The sequence below is a fragment of the Cupriavidus sp. 8B genome (assembly GCF_054589115.1).
Genome location: NZ_BAAILO010000404.1, coordinates 32917 through 54126 on the forward strand (window position 1 = coordinate 32917; position 21210 = coordinate 54126).

The window sequence follows — 21210 nt, forward strand, 5'->3', positions numbered from 1 at the left end:
CGACGCCACTGACGCTACCGTTGCCATGAAGATACTCATGTACTGCCTCAACTATGCGCCCGAGCTGACCGGCATCGGCAAGTACACCTGCGAGCAGGCCGAGTGGCTGGCCGCACGCGGCCATGAGGTACGGGTGGTCACGGCGCCGCCGTACTATCCGGCGTGGCGCGTGGGCGAGGGCTATCGCGCCTGGCAATACAGCCGCGAGCGGCGGCGCTGGGTAGAAGTGTATCGCGCGCCGCTGTGGGTGCCGCGCAAGCCAACCGGCGTCACGCGGCTGCTGCACCTGGCGAGCTTTGCCGTATCCAGCCTGCCCAGCCTGATGGCCCAGTTGCGCTGGCGCCCGGATGTGCTGTTCGTGGTGGAGCCCCCCCTGATGTGCGCGCCGGCCGCCCTGCTGTTCGCGCACTGGTGCGGCTGCAAGACCTGGCTGCATGTGCAGGACTACGAGGTCGACGCGGCCTTTGCGCTGGGGCTGCTGCGCCGGCCCTGGCTGCGCCACCTGGCGCAGCACATCGAGCATCAGCTGATGGCGCGCTTTGACCGGGTCTCATCGATCTCGCAGGCCATGGTCTCGCTGGCGCGCGGCAAGGGCACGCAGCCCGAGCGCGCGGCCTTGCTGCCCAACTGGGTCAACCTGCGCGAAATCGGCGCCGGCAGCGCCACGCTGGCGCGGCGTGCGCTGGGCATTCCGGCCAATGCCGTGGTGGCGCTGTACTCGGGCAATATGGGCGCCAAGCAGGGGCTCGATGTCATGGCCGACGCAGCCCGCCTGCTGCATGGCCATGAACGCCTGCTCTTCATCTTCTGCGGCGACGGCGCCGGGCGCCCGGCACTGGAGGCCGCCTGCGCCGGGCTGCCACAGGTGCGTTTCCTGCCCTTGCAGCCCGCCGACATGTTTGCATCGCTGCTGGCCGCCGCCGACATTCACCTGCTGCCGCAGCGCGCCGGCGCTGCCGACCTGGTCATGCCCTCGAAGCTGACCGGCATGCTGGCCAGCGCCCGCCCGGTGGTTGCCACCGCGCAGCCGGACACGGAACTTGGCCGCGTGGTCGCGCAATGCGGCGTGCTGGTGCCGCCGGGCGACGCGGCGGCGCTGGCCGGTGCCATCGACATGCTGGCGGCCCGGCCCGCGCTGCGCTCGCACCTTGGTGACGCCGGGCGCCGGTGGGCCGAGCAGTACCTGGACCGCGACATGGTGCTGGGGGAACTGGAGAAGGCACTATTTGCGCTGGTCAGGCGGCAGCCTGCCGGTGCGCCTACGACCGCCGGGGTTGGTGGAGAGTGATTTGGTGGGGCGTTTTAGGGCTCTTAGCTGTTGGTGCAGGCTGGCGTCCCCAAGCACCCAACCTCATACCCAAAAAAACTCTCACGCATCCACCGATACGCGGTCTTGCACCGAAGCCGCCGCCAACACACCAAGATAGATACGCTCGTACTGGTCGATGGCCTTCTCCGCGGAGAAGTTCTTGGCCCACCCTATCGAGCGCGCGGCCACTTCGGCGCGCCGCGCCTGCGGCCATGCGAGCATCCCGGCCAGCGCCTGCGCGCCGCGTAGCGCCCAACCGTCCATGTCACCGCTAGCCATCGGCTCGAGCAACTGCACCTGGTTGCCACTGATCTCGGTCATCGGCGCGCGGTTGGTGGTCAGCACCGGCGCGCCGCATGCCATGGCTTCGATGATGGGCCAGCCAAAGCCTTCTTCCAGGCTGGGAAACAGCATCACGGCGGCTAGCGAATAGGCTGCCTGCACCGCCTCGGTGGGCAGCCTCGTCAGGAAGCGCACGCTGCCGCCGAGGGCAGCCGCCCGCTCGCCCTGCTCGCGCATTTGCGCGGTGGGATCGCCACCGATCATCCACAGCGCCCGGGGCTCGCGGCACTGGCGGCAATAGGCGAGGTAAAGCGCCAGCACGCCTTCGCGGTTCTTGTACCACTGGTTGCCGCCGATATGCACCAGCATGCCTTGCGGATCGGCCGGCACGCCGGCGCGCTGCAGGCAGGCCAGCGCCTCGGTGGTGCCCATCCTGTGGAACGGATAGTTCATCCCGTTGTAGACCACCCACGCCGCCTCGGGCGCGCACGGATGCAGCCGCCGCAGGTCGCGCATGGTCTTGTTGGAGACCGCGATAAACGCCTTTCCCTGCAACAGGCCCCAACGGATCAGCGACTGATAGGTGTGCCCGCTGGGCGAGAGGCCGTGCTCCGGGAACTCGCCGGCGAGCGTGCGCAGGGCAATGAAATCATGGCAATGCACCACGTGCGGACGATGGCGCAGCAGGGGCATCCAGATGCCCAGCGCATGATCGGCCAGCACCAGCAAGGTGTCCTTGTCGACTTTGCGCAGGCGCCATAGCGCAAGGATCGGGAACAGGATGTACTGGTCGATGTAGCCCAGCCATTTGCGCAGCCCGCCCCGGGCCGGCAGGCGCCACATCACGGCCGCGGGTGTCCATAGGTCGGCCTGGTGGCCGCGTGCGCGCATGCCGTCGACGATCATCGCGGCAAAGCGGTCCATGCTGTGGCTGCCAAAAAAGGCGGGGTGACCCAATAAGATGATCTTCATGGTTGTTGGAAGGTGTGCGGATAGCCGGTCGCTGCCGCGTAGTTTTTTTATGACGTGACTTCGTCATGCCGCTCCCAGGAGGGCTTAGCCGGGGTGATACAAGCGTTGGCTCGCCTGCCGCGTGGCCGCCAGCGTAATGCCGGCAAACACGAAGCCAAGCACATTGGCTGTCAGTTGCCCGACCACCGGCCAGGAGGTCAGCCCGAAGATGGCAATGGTCCACATCAGGATAAGAAAGCAGTTGCCGGTGCGCTTGGCCACGCGCAACGCGCGCCACATGCCGTTGCAGAAGATCAGCACCTTGAGCAAGATGCTCAGGTAGCCGACCAGGCCCATCTCGCCAATGACGCGACCGGTCTCCGTTTCGCTGATCACGAACAGCAGGCCGGTCTGCAGGAAGTAGTTGGCAAGATTGCTGCCAAGCCCGAGCCCGCTGCCAAGCAGGCTCTGCTCGGCCGAAACATCGTTGACGCCAAAGAACATCGACTCCACCCGGTCGCCGAAGCTCTCCGACTCCGCCGCGGAGCTGAAGCGCTCGAGTGTCGCGTCCACGGCCGAGCTGACGAACAGCACGATGACCACGCTCATGAGGATGGAGACGATGCCCCACGACACCGCTGCCCTGCGCCGTTTTCCCTTGCCGTAGCGCAGGTTTGCCAGCAGTGCGATGCCGAACACGATCGGCAGCAGCAGGATGGCCGAGCGCGACCCGCTGACCAGCGAGGCAATGAAGAGACTGCCCATGACCGCAAGCGAACGCAGCTTGCCCCAGAGCCCCGGCTTCTGCCCGCCCAGCACCGCCTCCAGCGCGAAGGGGCTGACGATCGCCAGGAACAGGGTGTAGCCCAGCGTGAACGAGAAGGTGCCCGTGGTGCGCACCACGTCGGCCGTCACGCGGAAGACCGTATCCGGATCGCCCTCGATCTGGCGATTGAGGAAACTCTCCGGCGGCTGGAAATGCTGCACCAGTGCCAGCGGGGCCATGAACAGCAGCATGGCGAGCGCGACCTTGTAGATGGCATCCAGGTCCTGCTCCTCGAGCAGCTCTGCGGCGGCGTAGGCAAACCACAGGTACAGTAGCCAGAAGCGCACGCCGATCAGGAAAATGGGCAGCGAGTTGATGCCCGCGACCAGCTGCAGCAAGCCCCAGAAGCAAACAATGGCCGACCACCATAGCAGCATGCGCACGGTGCGCCGCGCCGGGGTAAAGCCTGAATAGCGCACCGCGTGGTACAACGCATACACGACCATCAGGTCGCGCAGCAGGATCAGCGGCATGGTGAGCGAATCCGACACCCACTTGCGCGCGGCGCCCTCGAGCACCGCAATCACGAAGACCGTGATGAAGATCCGCCCGAACACAGTGACGCGTGCCCGGCGGGCCGCGACCGCGGGTTTCGCGTAGGGAAGGGAATGGCTCAGCATAGCGCGGCTACCGTTTCGGCTGCACTCAGGCGGTACCTCGCCCAGGTGTATTTCTGCCCGGCGACACAGGCCTGGGCGCGCGCGCGCTCCAGCTGCGCGCGATCGGTGGCCAGCGCCAGCATGCGTTGATACAGCGCTTCGGCGCTGAGCGGCACCACCCAGCCGGCCTGCGGGAACTCATGGATGATTTCTTTCGCCCCGACCCGATCCGAGAGCAGCACCGGCGTGCCGCATGCCAGCGCCTCGGCCACCACCATGCCGAAGGAATCGAAGCGCGACGGCAGCACGAAGCAATCGGCATCGGCAAACACCTGGAACAGCGCCGGCTGCGGCAACGCGCCAAGGTGAACCACGCCCGGCATGGCAGCAATGCGCCCGCCCAGCTCCGGCTCCACGAGCGCGCCGGCAAGCACGAGCTCCACCTCCGGCAGGCGCTCCTGCAGCCGCGCGAACGCGTCCAGGAGCAGGTCGATGCCCTTGCCCACGCGCACCGCCCCTGCGAACACAAAGCGCGGGCCGCCAGCGGGCCGCTGGCGGCGGACGTCATCCGGCAGCGTTGCGCCAAGCAGGATCGGCTTGAGCTTGGCGGGTAGCACGCCGGCGTCGATGTAGGTACGCGCGGCAAACTCCGAGCAGGTGATGATGATGTCCGCCAGCGCAATCTCCGCATCCTTTTGCGCGTTGATCTGCGCAAGGTAGGTGCGGTCTTCGACCGGCACCATGGCCTCGGCCGCGCGGTGGTGCACGGCGGGTGCCTCCAGCACGCAGCGCGCGCCAATGCGCCGCGCCGCCTGGAAGGTGCGCAGCGCGGAGTTCTCGTAGGCCACCACGATATCCGGGCGCAGCGCCTCCACCCGGGCGGCCACCCAATGGTCGAACAGGTGGAAGACCCGGTGCGCGTAAGCCGACGAAGAGCGCCCGACGTAGCGATTCAGGCCGAGCTTGAGCACGCCCGGAAAGAACACCGGGTGCCGCCGCATCGCGCTGGGGATCGCCACCTCACGCAGCTTGGCGCGATAGGCGGCCGGCAACCACCACGGCGGCGCCTCGCCCGGGGCGCGCACTGGCACGCCGGACCAGTATTGCTTGAGCAGATCGTGCTCATAAAGCGCCTGTGCCATCTGGTGCGAATGCTGCAGGCCGGGATGCGTGACCAGGGCTTTCATGCTTCGCTCCCCCGTGGCGCGCCACCGGGCCTCGCGCCCGCGGGCACCGCTGCCGCGACCGGCCCGGCCCAGCGCGTGGGCCGGCCGGGCGGCTGCATGCGCAGCGTGCCCGCCAGGCGCACGCCCTGCACAAAGCCCCCCCAGCCACCCAGCAACTGCCCGGGCAGGCAGCGTGGGCGCTTGAGCAGGCTGTGCGCCAGGAAGTAAGCGCCCGGGCAACTGCGCGATCCCACCAGCAGCTGGAACAACACAAGGCGCAGGCGCATCGCCGGCGGCGCGTACGCCATCGAGATCGCCGCCATGTTGCAGGTCTCTTCGAAGCAGCGCTTGCGCGCATAGCTCTCGCGCTCGTAGTTGTAGCGCGCGGCCGGATAGTGGTCGACGATGGCGCCGGGATCGAGCACCAGGCGCCATCCTGCGTGCCGCAGCATCTGGCACATCCACGTCTCGTTACCGGGCTGCGCGCCCTGCCCCTGCAGCCGCTCGTCGAAACGCGCCGTGCCCAGCGCCGCGCGGCGCAGGATCCAGTTGCAGCCCTTGAGCGTTTCCACCGCGCGCGGCGTGCCGCGCACGCGATGGGTCTCGCCGATGATCCTGCCCCAGCCGTCGCGATAGCCGGCCAGCGGCACATCCGGCACCGCCAGCGGTTCGCCATCGGCGCCGCGCACGACGTCCCGGCCACCGGCGCCGCCCACCGCGGCATCGGCAAAGTGGGGCAGCAAGCGGGCCAGCCAGTCCGCGCGCGGCAACGCGTCGTCGTCCAGGATCGCGAGCAGCTCGCCGCTTGCGTGCGGCAGGCCGGCGTTCATGGCGGCCACCACGCCCGGCTCGATCACCTTGACTACCAGCAGCGCCGGATAGCGAGCCTGCGCCGTATCTGCCAGCCACGCTGCCGTGTCGGGATCGTCAGCGCTGCGGCAGACCACGATCAGCTGGCTGGGCGCGGGCACAAGCGCGGCGGCAGCCTGCAGGCAACGCTGGAGCATGTCCAGGCGCCGGTAGGTCGGGACCATCAGCGTAACGCTTGGCGCATCGCTCATTGCATGCTTCCTCCATGGGGGGCAAGGCGCTCGTCGGTTGGCAGCAGGCGCCCGGCACGCACGGCGGCGGCGATCTCGCAGACGATGGCCGCGGCCAGCCCCGACGACAGCCCGAGCTGGAACCACAGCACGCCATCGAGCGTGGTCAGGTCGAGAAAGCGCGGCGCAACCGCGCACCAGGCGAGCACCACCGGCACCTGCACGAATGCAAAGTGATTCAGCCCCCGGTTGGCCAGCAACTGCCAGGCGATGCCGACCACGCTGGCAAAGCCCGCGCCAAGGCAGGCGATCACCAGCTCGGCGCCCAGCGAGGCGTAGTTCGGCCCCACCAGCCACAACAGCAACCCTGGCCAAGCCAGGGCGAGCAGCACCAGCGCGGCGGCAGGCAGACAGGCCAGCGCCACCCAGCCGGCAAGACGCCGCAGCACACCTTCACGCACTTGCGCGAAGCGCGGGATCACATACGCGGCCACCACGGCGCCCACCGGCATCAGCAATTGCCCGATGCGCGACAGCGCGCCCAGCGAGGCCGTTTGCCCGACCGCGCCGTGATAGGCGACGATGGCAAACACCAGCTGCCCCTGGACGCAGTAGAACGCCTCCAGCGGCAATTGCCGCCGCATGATGCGGCCGATGTATTGGCTGTCTTCCACCTTGCCCACGCTGGCGGCATGCGCCGCCAGTGGTATCTCGCGCGCGATCCAGCGTCGGACAAACGGCACACGCAGTCCCGCGAACAGCACGTTGACGAGTGTCGCGCCCAGCACGCCGAGCAGGCCCAGCGCGTAGAGCGCGGACGACAGCACCAGCCGCCCCACGGACAAGCCGGCATCGAGCGCCTGCAGCGCCGGCGCACGGTTGGCGAACAGCAGCACCTGGTCCACCACGCGCGATTGCATGTCGAAGTACCAGGTCACCAGCAGCAACGCCAGCAGTAGCAAGATCAGGATCACGCCCGCATGGTTGCGATACAGCAGCCACGCGGCCATTGCCAGCACCACCGGCAGCAGCCAGGCGGAGAGCTTCCAGCGCTGGCCCATGGCGGCGCAAGCCAGTTCCGCGGCACGCTCGCGGTCCGGCCAGGTTTTGCCCAGGAGGGCGTTCAGGCCAAGCTGGATGCCGCCCTTGGTGACGATGGCGATGGCGCCCATGATCAGGCCGACCACGGTGTAGATGGCGTAGTCGCCCACATCCAGCCAGCGCGCCAGCAGCAGGCCGGTGATGGCGCCGATCCCCTGCGAGAGCACCGCATAGACGAGGAATTTGAGCAGCTTCACGGCGGTCCCGCTCCCCGCGCGATGACGCTGTGGCATGATGGCGCGACCATGGCCTTGTCTCCTCTATCCCGCCGTCGCGTGCTGCACGGGCTGCGCGGCCTCGGTCGCGCCATGGATGATGTCGAGGAGGCGTTGCGCCGCCTGCCCGGCCTGAAAGCGCCGGGCAAAGGATAGCCGCGCGGCAGTGCGCATGCGCGCCCGCGCGGCGGGCTCGGCCTGCAGCCACTGCTGCAGGGTAGCGGCAGCGCCATGCGCTGTGTCGGGGCCGACCAGCCCGGCGCCGTCGGCAACGATCTCGCGCCAGATGTTGACCTTGTCGGAGATCAGCACCGGCACGCCGCAACCAAGCGCCTCGGCCACCGCCACGCCGAAGTTTTCCTGGTGCGAAGGCAGGCAGAACACCTCGGCCGCGTGAAAGGCGCCCCACTTGAGATCGCCCTTGAGCATGCCGGTCCAGCTCACGCGCGCGGACAGGCCAAACGCGGCAATGCGCTGCTCCAGCGCCGCGCGCAACGCGGCGTCGTACGGTCCGGCCAGCACCAGATGCAGCGCGGGATGCTCCGCGGCCACGCCGGCGAAGGCTTCGACCAGCAGGTCGCAGCCCTTCTTCTCGTGGATCCGGCCAAGGAACAGCACGCTGCGCTTGTCGCGCACCTCCGGGAAAGCGCAGAAGAAGGCCTCACGCAAGGGCACGCTGTCTTGCGGCGGCTGCGCCGTGCCGTAGCTTGCCACCACCTCCCGGCACCGATACGGCCAGAACGCGCCGCTGGCGCGCAGCTTTTCCTCGCTGCACGTGAACAGCACGCCGCGCGCGTGGCGCAGGACCCAATAGTCCCCCACCAGCCAATAGAGGCTCTTCTTGAGATGCTTGAGCGGATAGCGGTCGCGAAACCAGGGGTCCAGCATGCCGTGCGTAAACACAAAATACGGTACCCGCCTGCCACGCAGCGCCAGCCACACGGCCAGGGCGTGGAACTGCCACAGCCCTTCGACAATGACCGCGTCGTACTCTTCGCAATGCGCGCGCAGCCAGGCCACCATGTGCCGGTTGAATCCGTACTTGAACGATGAAGGCCCCAGCGCAATGACGTCGAGCTCGCTATCGCGCACGCAGGGCGCATCGGGCGCGTCGCCGCAGCACACCTGCACCTGCACGCCGCGCTCGCGCAGCGGCGCGCGCAGCTGGCGCACGCCCTCGATGGGACCGCCGCCACCCGGATCGATCGACGAGATCACGTGCAGGATCTTCATTGCCGGGTCCCGAGGGCCGACGGTGACAACTCGCCGGCCGCAGCCTTGCGCGCGATGAAATGAAACCAGTACATGTCGCGCAGGTCCTGGCCCTCGCGCACCGGCTCGCCGTTCAGGTTGCCGAACACCACATCGGTGTGCAGCCCGAGCTCCGCGAGCGCGCGTTTCTGCGCGGCGAGCTCGGTATAGACGATCACGATGCCGAACTTGTGCGCGGCGCAAACCCGGATGGCGTAGCCGTCGTACTCGCGGTTCAAGCGCGAGTGCCGCAGGTAGTTGAAGGTGGCAATCGGCAGGTTGCAGATGACCCGCGCGGTGTCGATGCCGACCGCGATGGGGTTGGCCGACAGATGCGGAAAGCGCACGAAGCGCGAGAGATTCTCGCGATAGCTCGGGCCGCGCATATTGTGCGTGGAGAACAGCATCAGGCCGCCGGGCCGCAGCACGCGCGCGAACTCGCGCAGGATGGCGACGCGCCCCGGATAGTCGACCGCATCGATGCCGTTGAAGCTGAACATCACCAGCGCAAAGCTGTTGTCCGCAAACCGCGACATGTTGCGCGCATCCATCTGCAGCACCCGCACGCCGGGATGATTGCGCTGGCAGATCTCGACCATTTCCGGCATGTAGTCGACCGCCGTGTAGTCGTCGCTCAGCGCACGCAGCAGCGCAACGGTGCGCCCACCGCCCACGCCCACGTCGAGGATGGGCTGGCCGCGCACTTCGTCTGCCACCCAGGCGATCGCGGCGGCCTCGCCGGGGTCGGTCCAATCGGTGGCGGTGCCGAACCACCGTCGCGCGCCCCAGCTACGCCATGCGTGTTGATTGATACGATCCTGGGCCGTGCCTGAAGCCATGACAACCTCGTGGAGATAAGCAACGTTGGACCAAAGCGCAGCTGTGCGGCTGGCAGGCTTTGCTGGGCAGATGACCGGTCTGCGTGCAGTGAGGATGCCGGGGCGGGATTCGGGTTTCTGTACGTTGCCACACACGGGTCGCCACGCTGGGGAACAGGCAATGGCGGCGTGCGATGCGGGGTATCCGCGGGGTCGCTTCAGGCGCGGCGGCGGGTAGCGCCAGCATCGCTTTCCTGTTGCGCAAGGGGGCATCCGGCTCGGCGGAACGCTCGCGAGCCGGCTGGACAATTCCCCTCATCCTGATGGCTGAGAGGGTTCTCATCCGTTTGTCGTGCAGCTGTCGTCCAAGGCTCATGCCGAGGGCGCAAGCAGGCCGCGGACTCCACCTTGGAGCGAGTTTCAAGATTGATTCGCCGCGCGGGCGCGCCACCCGGAAAAGCCATCAATGCGCTAGCAACATCCCTTTCTGTTGCAACGGTGAAACATTATTCGCCAATTACTGTTTCAGTCTTGAAACGTAATCCCGGCGATTATCCATCACCCGTTCGGGTAACCCGCCAGGCGGCCACCAACAAGGCTTTCCGGATGATGAGAACAAAGCTCTCCACCCTGTTTTGGGCGTCGCTAAAGCAACTTGATTTCGTGCAGATCAGACCATAAGATGACCTTAATTCGTTTTAAGACGAATGGCATTTTGGGGTGGGTTCAGGGGGTCAGCCTTCCGGCTAGCGGTCAGTTCCCGACAATAAAAAGGGACAGTCCGCCTTGGCGGTGGTACGGGGATAAATAAGGGCGGCACGCGTGGGGACCACGCGGGTCGCGCAGGCCATTATTCCGCTGCGTTCAACCTGTTTCCTACCGCAATCATACGGGGGGGAAATAAGAACATGAACGCGCTGCTCATCGAGGGTCACCCACTACTGCGTCTCGGGCTGCTGCAAATGCTCGAACGCATTCATGGCGTCGACCACGTCATCACCGTCGACCCGGCCGACGTCGCCCTGCTGGACGGCAATCATTGCGACCTGCTGGTGTTCGGCATGCCTGCCGACACCGAGGCCGGATGGCAACTCCTCAACAAGGTACGCTCCGTGCTCTCGGCCGAGCGCTTGCTGCTGCTCGCCGATATGCTCCCGCTGCAGATTCCGGCGCTCGCCATGGCGCAAGGCATCTGCGGCTGCCTGCCGAAATCCGCGTCGCTGGCCGTGCTGGAAGCCGGCATCCGCCTGGCCATGGTTGGCGGGCAATACGTGCGCGGCCAGAACAACCGGCAAGCCGGCGCATCAAGCAGTGGCTCGCCGGGCCTGTCGGCCGGCAACTATCCTGTCGGGGGCCGCGCTCCCGTGCAGGCGCCGCTGGCTGACAGCGCGCCTTGCAGCCCCGCCGGCATGCGCATCCAGGCCACGCCAGCCTCGCGCGAATCCCTGGCAGCCACAGCTCGCCAGAGCGCTGTGGGAGTCGATGCCGGTGGCACCGGCGGCCACGGCGAGACCGCGTACGACGAAGCCGAGATGCTGCAGATCACGCCGAGGCAATATGAGGTGCTGGTGCTGCTTGCGCGCGGACATCCCATCAAGACCGTGAGCCGCATGCTCAATATCTCGGTGGCGACCGTCAAGAGCCACGCCTGCACCCTGTATCAGCGGCTCAAGGTGCGCAACAAGGGCGAGGCGGTTTACGCGGCGCTCCAGCGCGGCGCGTCGCTGGAATGGGTCAGCGGCGACGAAGCCACACCGCGCACGGCGGCGCGCAACGCACCGTCTGCCGGCACCCGGCCGGTACGCGCGGTCGCGGAGTACGGCACGGGCGCGTCCGCCGCGATGCGCTGAGACGCGGTTGCGGCGCAGTCAACCAACGGCGGCGGGCACAAGCCTGCCGCCGTATTCTTTTGTCCAAGTCCTCCGGCAAGCATTCCAGCATCGCAGTGCAATGTGTGACAGCGCACCGATTGGCCACTCCCCGCCTCCTAGGATGACAGCATCGGGGGACTGTCGCAGCAGTTGCGGTGTCCCTGTCGCCAAATGCCGGAGGCTGCCGTGAACGAGATCACCGACCATGATTGGCAACACACGGGCGCGCAACGCCAATGCCGGCCGCTGGCATGCCTCGCCATGCTCTGCGCGACCCTGTTGCTTGCCGCATGCGCGAGCTCACCGGGCATGCACTTCGACCCCAAGGCGCCGGTGGGCGCGGTCGGGCCCGATTCCATGCCGAACATCACGCCGATCACGCTGGATGTGGTGCGCAACCAGCGCACCATGGCGCAACGCGAGGTGGAGAAACTCGACGAGCTCTACGGCAAGCCGCAACCCTATCTCATCGGCCCGGGCGACATCGTCTCGGTGGTGGTGTGGGATCACCCGGAACTGGTCTTTCCCAACCAGACCTACAGCATCGGCGCCGCGTATGAGATCCCCGCAGTGGGCGGTGGCTCCAATGTGCCCGGCTATGTAGTTAGCGCGCAGGGCGATATCCAGTTTCCCTATGCCGGCGTGATGAAGGTCGCCGGCAGGACGGCCAACGACGTGCGCGACCAGATCGCCAAGGTGCTCTCGCGCGTGGTGCGCGATCCCCAGATGACGGTACGCGTGCTTGCGTTCCGCAGCCAGCGCATCTACGTGGATGGTGAAGTGCGCACGCCGGGCATGCAGCCGATCGACGATGCACCCATGACGCTGATCGAAGCCCTTAATCGCGCGGGCGGCGTGCTCAACCTGACGGGCGACAACAGCCGCATCCGCGTCACCCGCGGCGAGCGCAGCTGGCACGTCAACATCCCGGCGCTGCTGGCGCGCGGCATCGACCCCTCGCGCATCATGCTGAAGAACGGCGACATCGTGCGCGTGGAGCAGCGCGAGGACAGCAAGATCTTCGTCACCGGCGAAGTCGTGCGTCCCACCACCTTGCTGATGCGCAACGGCCGCATGACGCTCAACGAAGCCATTGGAGACGCCGGCGGCGTGAACCCGAACACCGCCAATGCCGAGCAGATCTTCGTGATCCGCAAGGCGGCGGACGGCGAGCCCAAGGTCTACCACCTGGATGCCACCTCGCCCGTGGCACTGGCCATCGCCGAAGGCTTCGAGCTCGAGGCGAAAGACGTGGTGTTTGTCGATGCGCGTGAACTGGTGCGCTGGAGCCGCGTGGTCAACCTGCTGCTGCCGTCGACTGGCGGGGTTTTCAGCGCCGCCAGCGTGGTCAAGTAGGCGAGCCCGCAATGATCCGCTCGATCCTGGTTGTCTGCATCGGCAATACCTGCCGCAGCCCGATGGCACAGGGCCTGCTAAGCCACGCGCTGCCCGGCTGCACGGTGAACTCTGCCGGGCTGGCCCCGCTGGAGGGCGCCGCCGCCGACCCGCATACGGTGCGCCTGCTTGCGGAGGACGGCCTCGATCTCGCCGGGCACCGCGCGCGCGCCGTGGACGGTGACATGATCAACGGCGCCGACCTGGTGCTGGTGATGGACACAGAACAAAGAGAAGCGCTTGAGCGCCAGTATCCGCATGCACGCGGCAAGGTCTACCGGCTTTGCGAATTCATGCACGCCGACGTACCCGATCCCTATGGCTGTTCGCAGAATATGTTCAGGATCGTGTTGGGGCTGATCAGGCAAGGGGTCGATTCATGGTCGGTGCGCATTCGCGCCATTGCTCGGGACCAATGTCACGGGGAGGTAGCATGAACACGTTCAATCCACACGAGGCACTGCCGGGGGGGCGCGCTCAGCGGGAGAAGTCGATCGACCTGACCGGCTATCTCGACGTGCTGATGCGCTACCGCTGGACCTTCATCCTGATCGCAGGCACGGTCTTCGGCCTGGGCGCAACCTACGCGTTCTTCACCAAGTCTGTCTACCATACCGATATCGTGGTGCAAGTGGAGGACACGGGCAGCGGCACCAACAGCAAGCTCGCGGGCAGCGTGGCGCCGGTCTTCGACGTCAAGCCGGCCGCCGCCGCGGAGATCGAGCTGCTGCACTCGCGCATGGTGGTGGGCAAGGCCGTGGAAAGCCTGAAGCTGTTCATCGACGCCAAGCCGAGCTATTTTCCGGTGATCGGCCAGGCGCTGGCTCGCTACAACCCTGGCCTGTCGGAACCCGGCCTCTTTGGCTGGGGCGGCTTTGTCTGGGGCGACGAACGCATCACGGTAGGCCGCCTCGACATGCCGACGCGGCTGGAAGGCACCAGGATGATGGTGACGGCCCTTGACGGCAAACGGTACCGGCTGAAGGTCAAGGGCGAGCAGACCATGGCAACGGGCACCATCGGCCAGCCGCTCGTTGTACCGACCACGCGCGGCAACATCGAGATCCTCATCACGGAACTCGAAGGCAATCCGGGCGCGACCTTCAACGTGACGCGGCTGCCGCGGGCCATTGCCATCGCACAGTTGCAGCAATCCCTGCAGATTGCCGAGCGCGGCAAGTCGAGCGGCGTGATCGGCATCACCCTTGAAGGCCCGGACCCGGACCTGATCGCGGCAACGCTTAACGAGATCGGCAGCGAGTATGTCGACCAGAACGTGCGCCGCAGGGCGGAGGAGGCCGAGAAATCCCTGGCCTTCCTCGACCAGCAGCTGCCGCAGGTCAAGCAGCAGGTGGAAACGGCCGAGACGCGCTACAACGCGCTGCGCAACCAGCGGGGCACGATCGACCTGGGCGAAGAATCAAAGCTGATCCTGTCGCAATCCGTGCAGCTGCAAACCCGCTTGCAGGAGCTGCGCGCAAAGCGCCAGGAACTGGTGACGCGCTTTACCGGCAGCCACCCCAGCATCGGCATCATCGACGAGCAGATCGCCGGCCTGAACACGGCGCTCGCCGGCGTGACCACGCGCATCCAGAAGCTGCCCGAGGTGGAGCAAAACGTGCTGCGCCTGCTGCGCGACGTCAAGGTCAGCACCGAGTTGTACCAGTCGTTGCTCAACGACGCCCAGCAACTCAAGCTGACCAAGGCCAGCAAGGTGGGCACCGCGCGCATGGTCGACCCGGCTGAAGTGCCCTTGCAGCCCGTGCGGCCCAACCGGTCGCTGCTGGTGATCTTCGCGGCCATGCTTGGCACCGTGGGCGCGCTGATCGTGGTGTGCATGCGCCACATGCTGGACGGCGGCGTCGCCGAGGCGGACGATATCGAAAGCCTGACAGGGTTCACGGTGTACTCCACCATCCCGTTCAGCCCGGAACAGTCACGCCTGGCCACGCAGGGCAACCCGAAAGTCTCGCTGCTGGCCTGCCGGATGCCGGATGATCCCGCCATGGAAAGCTTGCGCAGCTTCCGCACCGCGTTGCAGTTCTCGCTGCTTGGCAACCGCCATCCGGTGGTGCTGGTGACTGGCCCGGCGCCGGGCGTCGGCAAATCCTTTATCTGTGCCAACTTCGCCGCGGTGCTCGCCGCCGGCGGCAAGCGCGTGGTGCTGATCGACGCCGACCTGCGGCGGGGCAACCTGAACCGGCGCTTCGACACCGACCGCGGCCCCGGCCTGACCGAGTTGCTGCAGGGCGCGCCGGTAGAACCCGCCGTGCGCAGGCAGGTTGTGCCCGGGCTGGATTTCATTCCCACCGGGACACTGCCCGAGCATCCCGCGGACCTGCTGCTGAGTCCCGCGATGGATGCGCTGCTCAATGCGCTAAAGGCGAACTATGACATCGTGCTGATCGATACGCCGCCAGTGCTGGCCGCCTCGGACACCGGGATCCTTGCTACCAAGGCGGATGCGGTCTTCATGGTGGCTCGGGCCGACTCGACTACCGTAGATGAGCTGGAAGCCGCGGGCAGGGCGATCAGGCAGGTTGGCGGGGAGGTCAAGGGGGTGCTGTTCAATGGGTTGAATGTGCAAGGGCGGTGGTATCGGGCGCATTACAACTTTGGCAAGTATCGGTACCTGAGCTATAAGTATCAGGATGTGGATACCGTGCAGAGCCGGTAACCCCGCTGCGCGCAGCGATTAGTCAAAGGCGCCGGGTTTCCGGCGCCTTTTAGCTTGCTGACAAAGCCGGATCTGCGCTGTCGTGCTCCATCTCTCCCGCGTGCGGGAGGGGCTGGGGGAGAGGGAGTAACAGCCGTCGTCATGGCGCGCGGCCGTGGCTCGTTCGGCAGCTTCGGCTAACGCATCAGGTTTGTCAGCAGTCTGAAAGGCGCCGGGATTTCCGGCGCCTTTTTGTCGCGCGCGGCGGCTCGCCCCCTGCTCAGGCGCTCGCCGTGCCTGACACCGCTTCCGCCAGCGCGCCGGCTCTTTCCTCGCTCGCCTCAACCGGCTCGCCACGCGCCAGCTGCACCTCGATATAGCGCACCAGATGCGCGCCCAGCGCAGCGCGGCTGTCGGCAAGAAACAGCGAGTGATCGAACTTGGGCAGGGTACGCACGCGAATGTTGGCCAGGCCTTGCAGCGCTTCCAGGTTGCCGCCGAAGTGGTCCTTGGCTTCCTCCAGCCCGATATCGCTCATGCCGTAGAGGAAGTCCGTCTGCACGCCGCGCCGGTCGAGTTCCCGCATGGCGGCCCGCGCGAAGCCGGTCACGGTGGTGGTGTCGTCGCCGCCGCGCCAGCGCGCCACGGCGGCAGCGGCGCGTTGCACCACGCGCCGCTTGCACCGGCGTGCGAAGCCGGACAGGATCGGCCAGACCTTGACCTGGCCGCGCCATAGCCGCTGCCAGTTCTGCGCGCGGCGCACAGCCGCCACATAGCCCCGCATGGACTGTACCCGTTCGTTCACCGCGGCGGTGTCGGCATCGTCCCAGCGGAATTTCGCCAGGTTGGCCAGGACCAGGCCGTTGACCGCCGGATTGCGCAGCGCCACGTGCAGGCTGATGAACGCGCCCGAGCAAACCCCGGACATGACGATGCGCTTGTACCCCTGTGCGCGCAGCCAGTCGACGGCGGCACTGGCATCGTCGCAGGCGCTCTGCGCGTATACCGCGGGAATGCTCATCTGGCGAGCCGGGGCCGGACTATCGCCCAGCGTGGAGAGATCGAGGCGCAATGCGGTTACGCCGTGCCGCGCCAGCTCGCGGGACAGGCTCACGAAGACCCGACCGTCGCCCACATGGTGGTTGCCGCCGGTATTGGGAAAGAGCACCGCGACATCGCTCGCGCCGCGCCGCGCGGGCTGGCAAAGGATGCCAAATTGCCGGCCGCGGTCCAGCCATACCCGTTGCTCGCGCACGCCGTCCACCTCGCACTCGAGCGCGAGGCCCTCATTGCCTGCCGCTGGCACGCCGCGCGCGGCGCCGCTGCGCCCGGCGGCGATGGCCGGGCGTACCCAGGCCAGCACCTCTTGCCAGGCGGTCTCAGGCACCTGCGCATACTCGGCGGCTTGCATCATGCCGGGATACTCGCCCAAGGCGCCCAGCGTGACCTCGACGCCCGAGCCGCGATAAAGCGTACCCATTTCTGCGACGGGGGAAGTGGCCCCCGGCCAGGCGTCGAGCAACAGCACCCGCGGCGCGGGACAGCCCTTGCGGCGGTCCAGGCGCAAGCCTTCTAGCGTTGTCACGGTGTCGGGCTGGAGGCGATAGGCGAGCACCTCAAGCGATCCGTCGGTGGGCGGCGCTAGCTCGATGTCAGGGATGACGTTGTTGACCCAGCTGGTGTGCAACGCGCGCAGCTCGCGCAGATAGGCGCGCCCGCTCACCACCGGCGCCACCAGGACCAGTCCTGCCACGGCATCGGGTTCGCGCGCGGCCAGCGCCTCGGCGGCCAGGACGGCCAGCGTGGCCCCCAGGCGCAGGCCGCAGAGCACGACCCGGCTAACCCCGGCCTGCTCGCGCAGCGTGGCTACCGCGGCCAGGATGCCATGCACGCACCAGGCAATGTGCTCGCCGTCGGCGTCGGTGCCGGCGGAGTCCCCGGTGCCGGGATAGTCGAAGCGCAGCACCGGCAGGCCCGCGGCGGCGAGGTCTCCAGCCAGGTGGCGAAAGGCCCGGTGCGACCACATCGCCTCGTGGCCGTGCGGGTTGCACAGCACCACGCCCAGCGTGCCTGCAGCCTCGTGCAGCCAGCCGGCGCAGCCGTCGAACAAGACCGGTTTCATGCGTTCTCCCAAAGAAAAACGGGCGTTGGCCCCTGGCATTGGCGCACGCAGAAACGGGTACGCTTTGCCTTCTGCTGTTGATTGTTCGTGTCCGTGCACCGTGCCCGCCGGCGGCTCCCGACCGGGCACAATCCTTCAAAATCCGCGTCCCGGCCCTCCCAGCGGCCAGCATTGGCCGCAACAGGCAGCGAATTCACGACAACGCGCAACGTGCCAGGCACGTTGCGCGCTGGTTGCAAGGCGGCTTTTCACAGGGTCCGGCCACACGCAGAAACGGGTACGCTCATGGAGATTTCCCTGGCGTTTCCCGCTATCAGCCGGCTGGCATGGAGCCATGGCCTGCCTGCCGCTCTGCCGTAGCGGCCCGCGCGGGGCGTGACTCCAGCGCCAGCGCTTCGGGCTGCGCGGGCGGCAGCGGCAGCCCCAGGTACGGGCTCATCGTGGCGAAGTCCGCGCGGTTGCTGCGCCGGCGCGTGACGCCGTTGAGCATGCCGCCGGCAAGCCGCGCCCCGGCGCGAGCCAGGCGCTTTAGCGTCTCATCCACTTGCGCGGCAGGCGTGACATCGGCGCGCACCACCAGCAGCGTCGAGCCGGCCAGGTTGGCGACCAGGGTGGCGTCGGCCACGGCCAGCACAGGCGGCGTATCGATGATGATCAGGTCGAACCGGGCCTTGCAGGCCTGCAGCGTCTCGGCCAGCGCCGGCATCATCAGCAGCTCGGAGGGATTGGGTGGCATCGATCCCGCAGTGATCACCGAGAGCCCCGACACCACGGTGGGCCGCACCACGGCCGCCAGCTCGGCATGGCCCGCGAGCAGTTCGGCCAGCCCCGGCTCGGCGGCCTGGTCGAACCAGTTGGCGACCTTGCCGCGGCGCAGGTCAGCGTCGATCAGCAGCACGCGCTGGCCAGCCTCGGCGAACAGCACGGCCAGGTTAACGGAAGCAAAGGTCTTGCCGGTGCCCGGCGCCGGGCTGGTCACGGCCAGTACCGCATCGGGCGCGTTGCGCACGGCGAAATGCAGGGCCGCGCGCACGCTGCGCAGGCCCTCCACCGCGAGCGCGTGCGGCGAGCGCCGCGCCAGCAGGAAGCGGTCATGCAGCCCGCACCGCTGCAGCCGCTCGGCCTCGCCGGCGGAGAAGCCGCCGGGTTCGGCCAATGCGCTGCCAGGAGCGGGGGCATACAGCCGCGGGGTGGGCTGGGCGGCGAAGCCCATCATCATGCCCAGGCGGCGATGCACTTCGGACTGGTGCTCGAGCTCGGTCTGCTCGCTGCTGAACGCGATCTCGCCGAGCATGGGCATGCCAAGCCGCGCCTCGGCGTCGGCCGCATCGGCCACCGAGGGCCGGTAGCGCTGCCGCGCAGCCACGCCGGCCAGCCCAAGGCACAGCCCGAGCAGCGCGCCACCGCCGGTCAACGGCCACGGGCCCACCCCGTCCGGCCGGGCCGGCGGGAGCGCCGCATCGACAATGCGCATGTTGTTGGAGCGATCCGAGCGCACCAGCGAGAGCTGCTGCATCCGGTTACGCAACGTCATGTACATGTCCTCGGCCACTTTTACGTCGCGCGTGAGCGCCACGGACTCGCGCTCCGTCTCCGACAGGTTCTGCATGCGCGAATCCATGTCGCGGCGCACCTTGCTGAGCTCCTGGATCTGGGTGTCGACGGTGCGCACTTCATTGCTGTCCGTGGTGAAGCGTTGCAGCAGGCGGGTGCGCTCCAGCCGCAGCGCCGCTATCTGGCGCTGATAGTCCATGCTGCCGCTCAGGTACGACTGCGCGTCCTGGGTCGGCGCCATGGTGCCGCTACGGGCGCGGTAGCGCGTGAGCGCGGCCTCCGCACGCTCCAGCTCGCCCTGCACGCGCGGCAGCTCGCCGGTGACGAAGGCAAGGCTGCCGGCGGCATCGTCGCGTCGCTGGGTGGTCTGGCTGTCGATATACGCTTGCGCCACGCCATTGACCAGCGCGGCGGCCAGCTTGCGATCGGGGTAGCGCCAGGAGATGCGCACCGTGCCGGCGTCGCGCGTGTGTTCGTCCACCACCAGCTCGCGCGAGATGGCATCCACGGTGGAAAGCGAATCATGGCGGATCAGTTCGAAGCGCGCGCCGGGCAGCGCATCGAGCTTGGCCACCTGCAGCTCCACATCGTTGCCCGCGGCCGGCTCGCCCGTCACGCCCTCGAACAGCAGCGCCTTGCCGGCATACAGGCGATAGTGGCCCTGCGGCTGCACCTCCAGCATCAGCGGCACGTTGAGCAAGCGCTCTGGCACCGCCAGGCTGTCGATCTGGATGCGCTCGCCGCCCCAGGCGTAGCCCAGGTTTTCCGGCCAAGGCGCCATGGCCTGCCCGGGCTCGGCAAAGCGCGCCGCCAGCGCACCCACCAGCGGCGCGCGCAACGGCACCGCCGAGATGTCCAGGTGCAGCCGCTCCACCACGGGCCCGACCACCGCGCGGCTGGTCAGCATGCCGGTATCGAACGGGGCGGCGGGGCCGCCCTGCGTCCCACCGCGCACGGCGGCATTCTGCCCGCCATCGCGCGGCTCCACCTGCACCAGCGCCTCGACGCGATAGCGCTGCGGCATGGACAGCGCAACCAGCGCACCGATGGCGCCACCGGCAAGCGTCAGCGCAACGATCCAGCCAAGGTGATCAACAAGCGCGCGCGATCCGGGCGCTCGCGGTTGCGCCGGCTCATTTGCAGCCGGCGACGCACCGGCAAAGTACAACCTCTTCACGGCAATCTCCCTGACCCAACCCCGCTCCCGCCTCAAGCACTGGCAAGCGCCGGCAGCAAACGATCGAACTCGCGCTTGACGAGCTTGTAGCACTCACAGGAATGCGCCTCCAGCCCATGCCGGTCGAGCACCGTGATGTGCCCGCGGCTATGCTGGATCAAGCCCAGGTCCTCCAGCTTGCCGGCGGCTTCCGTCACGCCTTCGCGGCGCACGCCGAGCATGTTGGCGATGACCTGCTGGGTGATCACCAGCTCGTTGGACGCCATGCGATCGAGGGCCAGCAGCAGCCAGCGGCAAAGCTGCTTGTTGAGCGAGTGGTGACGATTGCACACGGCGGTCTGCGCGATCTGGGTGAGCACGGCCTGCACATAGAGCAGGGTGACGCGCTGGATCGCCGGGGAGTGCGTGAATTCCTGCTTGAGCGTGGCGGCCGAGAGGCGGTAGGCAAAGCCCGGCGTGCGTACCTCGACGCGGCAGGGCATGGTGTCGCCACCGGTCAGCACCGGGATGCCGACGAGGCCTTCATTGCCGATGGCGGCGATCTCTACGGTGGCGCCGTCCTCCAGCAGCGACAGCATCGAAATGATGGCCGTCGTGGGGAAATAGACATGATGGATGCGCTGGCCGGAATCGGTCAGCAACTGCCCGGCGCGCATGCGCACCAGCTCAAGATGTGACGACAGTGATTCCCAATCCTTGCGCGGCAAGGCTCCAAGCACATGATTGACGTGTAGATCCGAACGCTGACTGATCATTTCCCACTCCCCGTGACCAGCCGTACGAACTCATCGACCGAAGCCGGCCCGCCGTGATCCGGGGACCCGCGCCGACCACCTATTCTTTGACCCTGGTTCGCACGGCATTTGTGCTTGTATTA

The 21210-nt window shown here is 67.5% G+C and carries 16 protein-coding genes; 6 read left to right on the top strand and 10 right to left on the bottom strand.

Annotated elements, in window-relative coordinates:
• Positions 1-25: 25 nt before the first annotated feature.
• Positions 26-1288, top strand: coding sequence for a WcaI family glycosyltransferase (locus ACYP5B_RS37885; protein ID WP_459572998.1), 1263 nt, complete (start codon positions 26-28; stop codon positions 1286-1288).
• Between the two features lie 81 nt (positions 1289-1369).
• Here ACYP5B_RS37885 and ACYP5B_RS37890 read toward each other — a convergent pair whose 3' ends face one another.
• The 7 genes from ACYP5B_RS37890 to ACYP5B_RS37920 all read right to left on the bottom strand — a co-directional run bounded on the left by ACYP5B_RS37890 (position 1370) and on the right by ACYP5B_RS37920 (position 9579).
• Positions 1370-2563 carry a glycosyltransferase gene (locus ACYP5B_RS37890; protein ID WP_459572999.1) on the bottom strand — a complete coding sequence of 398 codons (1194 nt, stop codon included), beginning with the start codon at positions 2561-2563 and terminating at the stop codon, positions 1370-1372.
• 84 nt (positions 2564-2647) lie between these two features.
• Entirely contained in the window at positions 2648-3988 is a 1341-nt protein-coding gene (locus ACYP5B_RS37895; RefSeq protein WP_400094671.1) for a hypothetical protein, read from the bottom strand.
• Positions 3982-5154, bottom strand: a complete 1173-nt coding sequence (locus ACYP5B_RS37900; protein ID WP_459573000.1) for a glycosyltransferase family 4 protein — start codon at positions 5152-5154, stop codon at positions 3982-3984. The genes ACYP5B_RS37895 and ACYP5B_RS37900 overlap by 7 nt, the downstream gene beginning before the upstream one ends.
• Complete coding sequence (locus tag ACYP5B_RS37905; RefSeq protein WP_459573001.1) at positions 5151-6194, bottom strand: glycosyltransferase family 2 protein; 1044 nt, start codon at positions 6192-6194, stop codon at positions 5151-5153. The genes ACYP5B_RS37900 and ACYP5B_RS37905 overlap by 4 nt, the downstream gene beginning before the upstream one ends.
• Positions 6191-7471: a hypothetical protein gene (locus ACYP5B_RS37910; protein WP_400095870.1), complete on the bottom strand. Its 1281-nt coding sequence runs from the start codon at positions 7469-7471 to the stop codon at positions 6191-6193. Before ACYP5B_RS37910 ends, ACYP5B_RS37905 begins: the two co-directional genes overlap by 4 nt.
• Before the next feature lie 63 nt (positions 7472-7534).
• Entirely contained in the window at positions 7535-8722 is a 1188-nt protein-coding gene (locus tag ACYP5B_RS37915) for a glycosyltransferase (protein ID WP_459573002.1), read from the bottom strand.
• Positions 8719-9579 carry a class I SAM-dependent methyltransferase gene (locus ACYP5B_RS37920; RefSeq protein ID WP_400095868.1) on the bottom strand — a complete coding sequence of 287 codons (861 nt, stop codon included), beginning with the start codon at positions 9577-9579 and terminating at the stop codon, positions 8719-8721. The genes ACYP5B_RS37915 and ACYP5B_RS37920 overlap by 4 nt, the downstream gene beginning before the upstream one ends.
• A 387-nt stretch (positions 9580-9966) precedes the next feature.
• Here ACYP5B_RS37920 and ACYP5B_RS37925 point away from each other — a divergent pair, with 387 nt between their 5' ends.
• From ACYP5B_RS37925 to ACYP5B_RS37945, 5 genes are all read left to right on the top strand, one after another.
• A complete protein-coding gene (locus ACYP5B_RS37925) occupies positions 9967-10239 on the top strand; it encodes a hypothetical protein (RefSeq protein WP_459573003.1) in 273 nt (90 codons plus the stop codon).
• Between the two features lie 227 nt (positions 10240-10466).
• The gene (locus tag ACYP5B_RS37930; RefSeq protein ID WP_400095866.1) at positions 10467-11408 is read left to right on the top strand and encodes a response regulator transcription factor; all 942 of its coding nucleotides are present in this window, start codon (positions 10467-10469) and stop codon (positions 11406-11408) included.
• A gap of 282 nt (positions 11409-11690) precedes the next feature.
• The gene (locus ACYP5B_RS37935; RefSeq protein WP_318231547.1) at positions 11691-12785 is read left to right on the top strand and encodes a polysaccharide biosynthesis/export family protein; all 1095 of its coding nucleotides are present in this window, start codon (positions 11691-11693) and stop codon (positions 12783-12785) included.
• A gap of 11 nt (positions 12786-12796) precedes the next feature.
• Positions 12797-13261, top strand: coding sequence for an arsenate reductase/protein-tyrosine-phosphatase family protein (locus ACYP5B_RS37940; RefSeq protein WP_459573004.1), 465 nt, complete (start codon positions 12797-12799; stop codon positions 13259-13261).
• Positions 13258-15501, top strand: a complete 2244-nt coding sequence (locus ACYP5B_RS37945; protein WP_459573005.1) for a polysaccharide biosynthesis tyrosine autokinase — start codon at positions 13258-13260, stop codon at positions 15499-15501. Before ACYP5B_RS37940 ends, ACYP5B_RS37945 begins: the two co-directional genes overlap by 4 nt.
• A gap of 259 nt (positions 15502-15760) precedes the next feature.
• Here ACYP5B_RS37945 and ACYP5B_RS37950 read toward each other — a convergent pair whose 3' ends face one another.
• The 3 genes from ACYP5B_RS37950 to ACYP5B_RS37960 all read right to left on the bottom strand — a co-directional run bounded on the left by ACYP5B_RS37950 (position 15761) and on the right by ACYP5B_RS37960 (position 21088).
• Positions 15761-17602 (bottom strand): alpha/beta fold hydrolase, encoded by a 1842-nt coding sequence (locus ACYP5B_RS37950; RefSeq protein WP_459573006.1) that lies wholly within the window; start codon positions 17600-17602, stop codon positions 15761-15763.
• A gap of 313 nt (positions 17603-17915) precedes the next feature.
• Positions 17916-20324 (bottom strand): polysaccharide biosynthesis tyrosine autokinase, encoded by a 2409-nt coding sequence (locus ACYP5B_RS37955; protein WP_459573055.1) that lies wholly within the window; start codon positions 20322-20324, stop codon positions 17916-17918.
• 41 nt (positions 20325-20365) lie between these two features.
• Positions 20366-21088 (bottom strand): Crp/Fnr family transcriptional regulator, encoded by a 723-nt coding sequence (locus ACYP5B_RS37960; RefSeq protein ID WP_318231507.1) that lies wholly within the window; start codon positions 21086-21088, stop codon positions 20366-20368.
• Positions 21089-21210: the final 122 nt, after the last annotated feature.

What these genes read in the sequence shown, in the direction of transcription:
- ACYP5B_RS37960 (WP_318231507.1), bottom strand. Translation starts at nt 21,088, where the DNA reads ATGATCAGTCAGCGTTCGGATCTACACGTCAATCATGTGCTTGGAGCC.
- ACYP5B_RS37890 (WP_459572999.1), bottom strand. Translation starts at nt 2,563, where the DNA reads ATGAAGATCATCTTATTGGGTCACCCCGCCTTTTTTGGCAGCCACAGC.
- ACYP5B_RS37945 (WP_459573005.1), top strand. Translation starts at nt 13,258, where the DNA reads ATGAACACGTTCAATCCACACGAGGCACTGCCGGGGGGGCGCGCTCAG.
- ACYP5B_RS37915 (WP_459573002.1), bottom strand. Translation starts at nt 8,722, where the DNA reads ATGAAGATCCTGCACGTGATCTCGTCGATCGATCCGGGTGGCGGCGGT.
- ACYP5B_RS37935 (WP_318231547.1), top strand. Translation starts at nt 11,691, where the DNA reads ATGCTCTGCGCGACCCTGTTGCTTGCCGCATGCGCGAGCTCACCGGGC.
- ACYP5B_RS37940 (WP_459573004.1), top strand. Translation starts at nt 12,797, where the DNA reads ATGATCCGCTCGATCCTGGTTGTCTGCATCGGCAATACCTGCCGCAGC.
- ACYP5B_RS37900 (WP_459573000.1), bottom strand. Translation starts at nt 5,154, where the DNA reads ATGAAAGCCCTGGTCACGCATCCCGGCCTGCAGCATTCGCACCAGATG.
- ACYP5B_RS37950 (WP_459573006.1), bottom strand. Translation starts at nt 17,602, where the DNA reads ATGAAACCGGTCTTGTTCGACGGCTGCGCCGGCTGGCTGCACGAGGCT.
- ACYP5B_RS37895 (WP_400094671.1), bottom strand. Translation starts at nt 3,988, where the DNA reads ATGCTGAGCCATTCCCTTCCCTACGCGAAACCCGCGGTCGCGGCCCGC.
- ACYP5B_RS37930 (WP_400095866.1), top strand. Translation starts at nt 10,467, where the DNA reads ATGAACGCGCTGCTCATCGAGGGTCACCCACTACTGCGTCTCGGGCTG.
- ACYP5B_RS37905 (WP_459573001.1), bottom strand. Translation starts at nt 6,194, where the DNA reads ATGAGCGATGCGCCAAGCGTTACGCTGATGGTCCCGACCTACCGGCGC.
- ACYP5B_RS37920 (WP_400095868.1), bottom strand. Translation starts at nt 9,579, where the DNA reads ATGGCTTCAGGCACGGCCCAGGATCGTATCAATCAACACGCATGGCGT.
- ACYP5B_RS37885 (WP_459572998.1), top strand. Translation starts at nt 26, where the DNA reads ATGAAGATACTCATGTACTGCCTCAACTATGCGCCCGAGCTGACCGGC.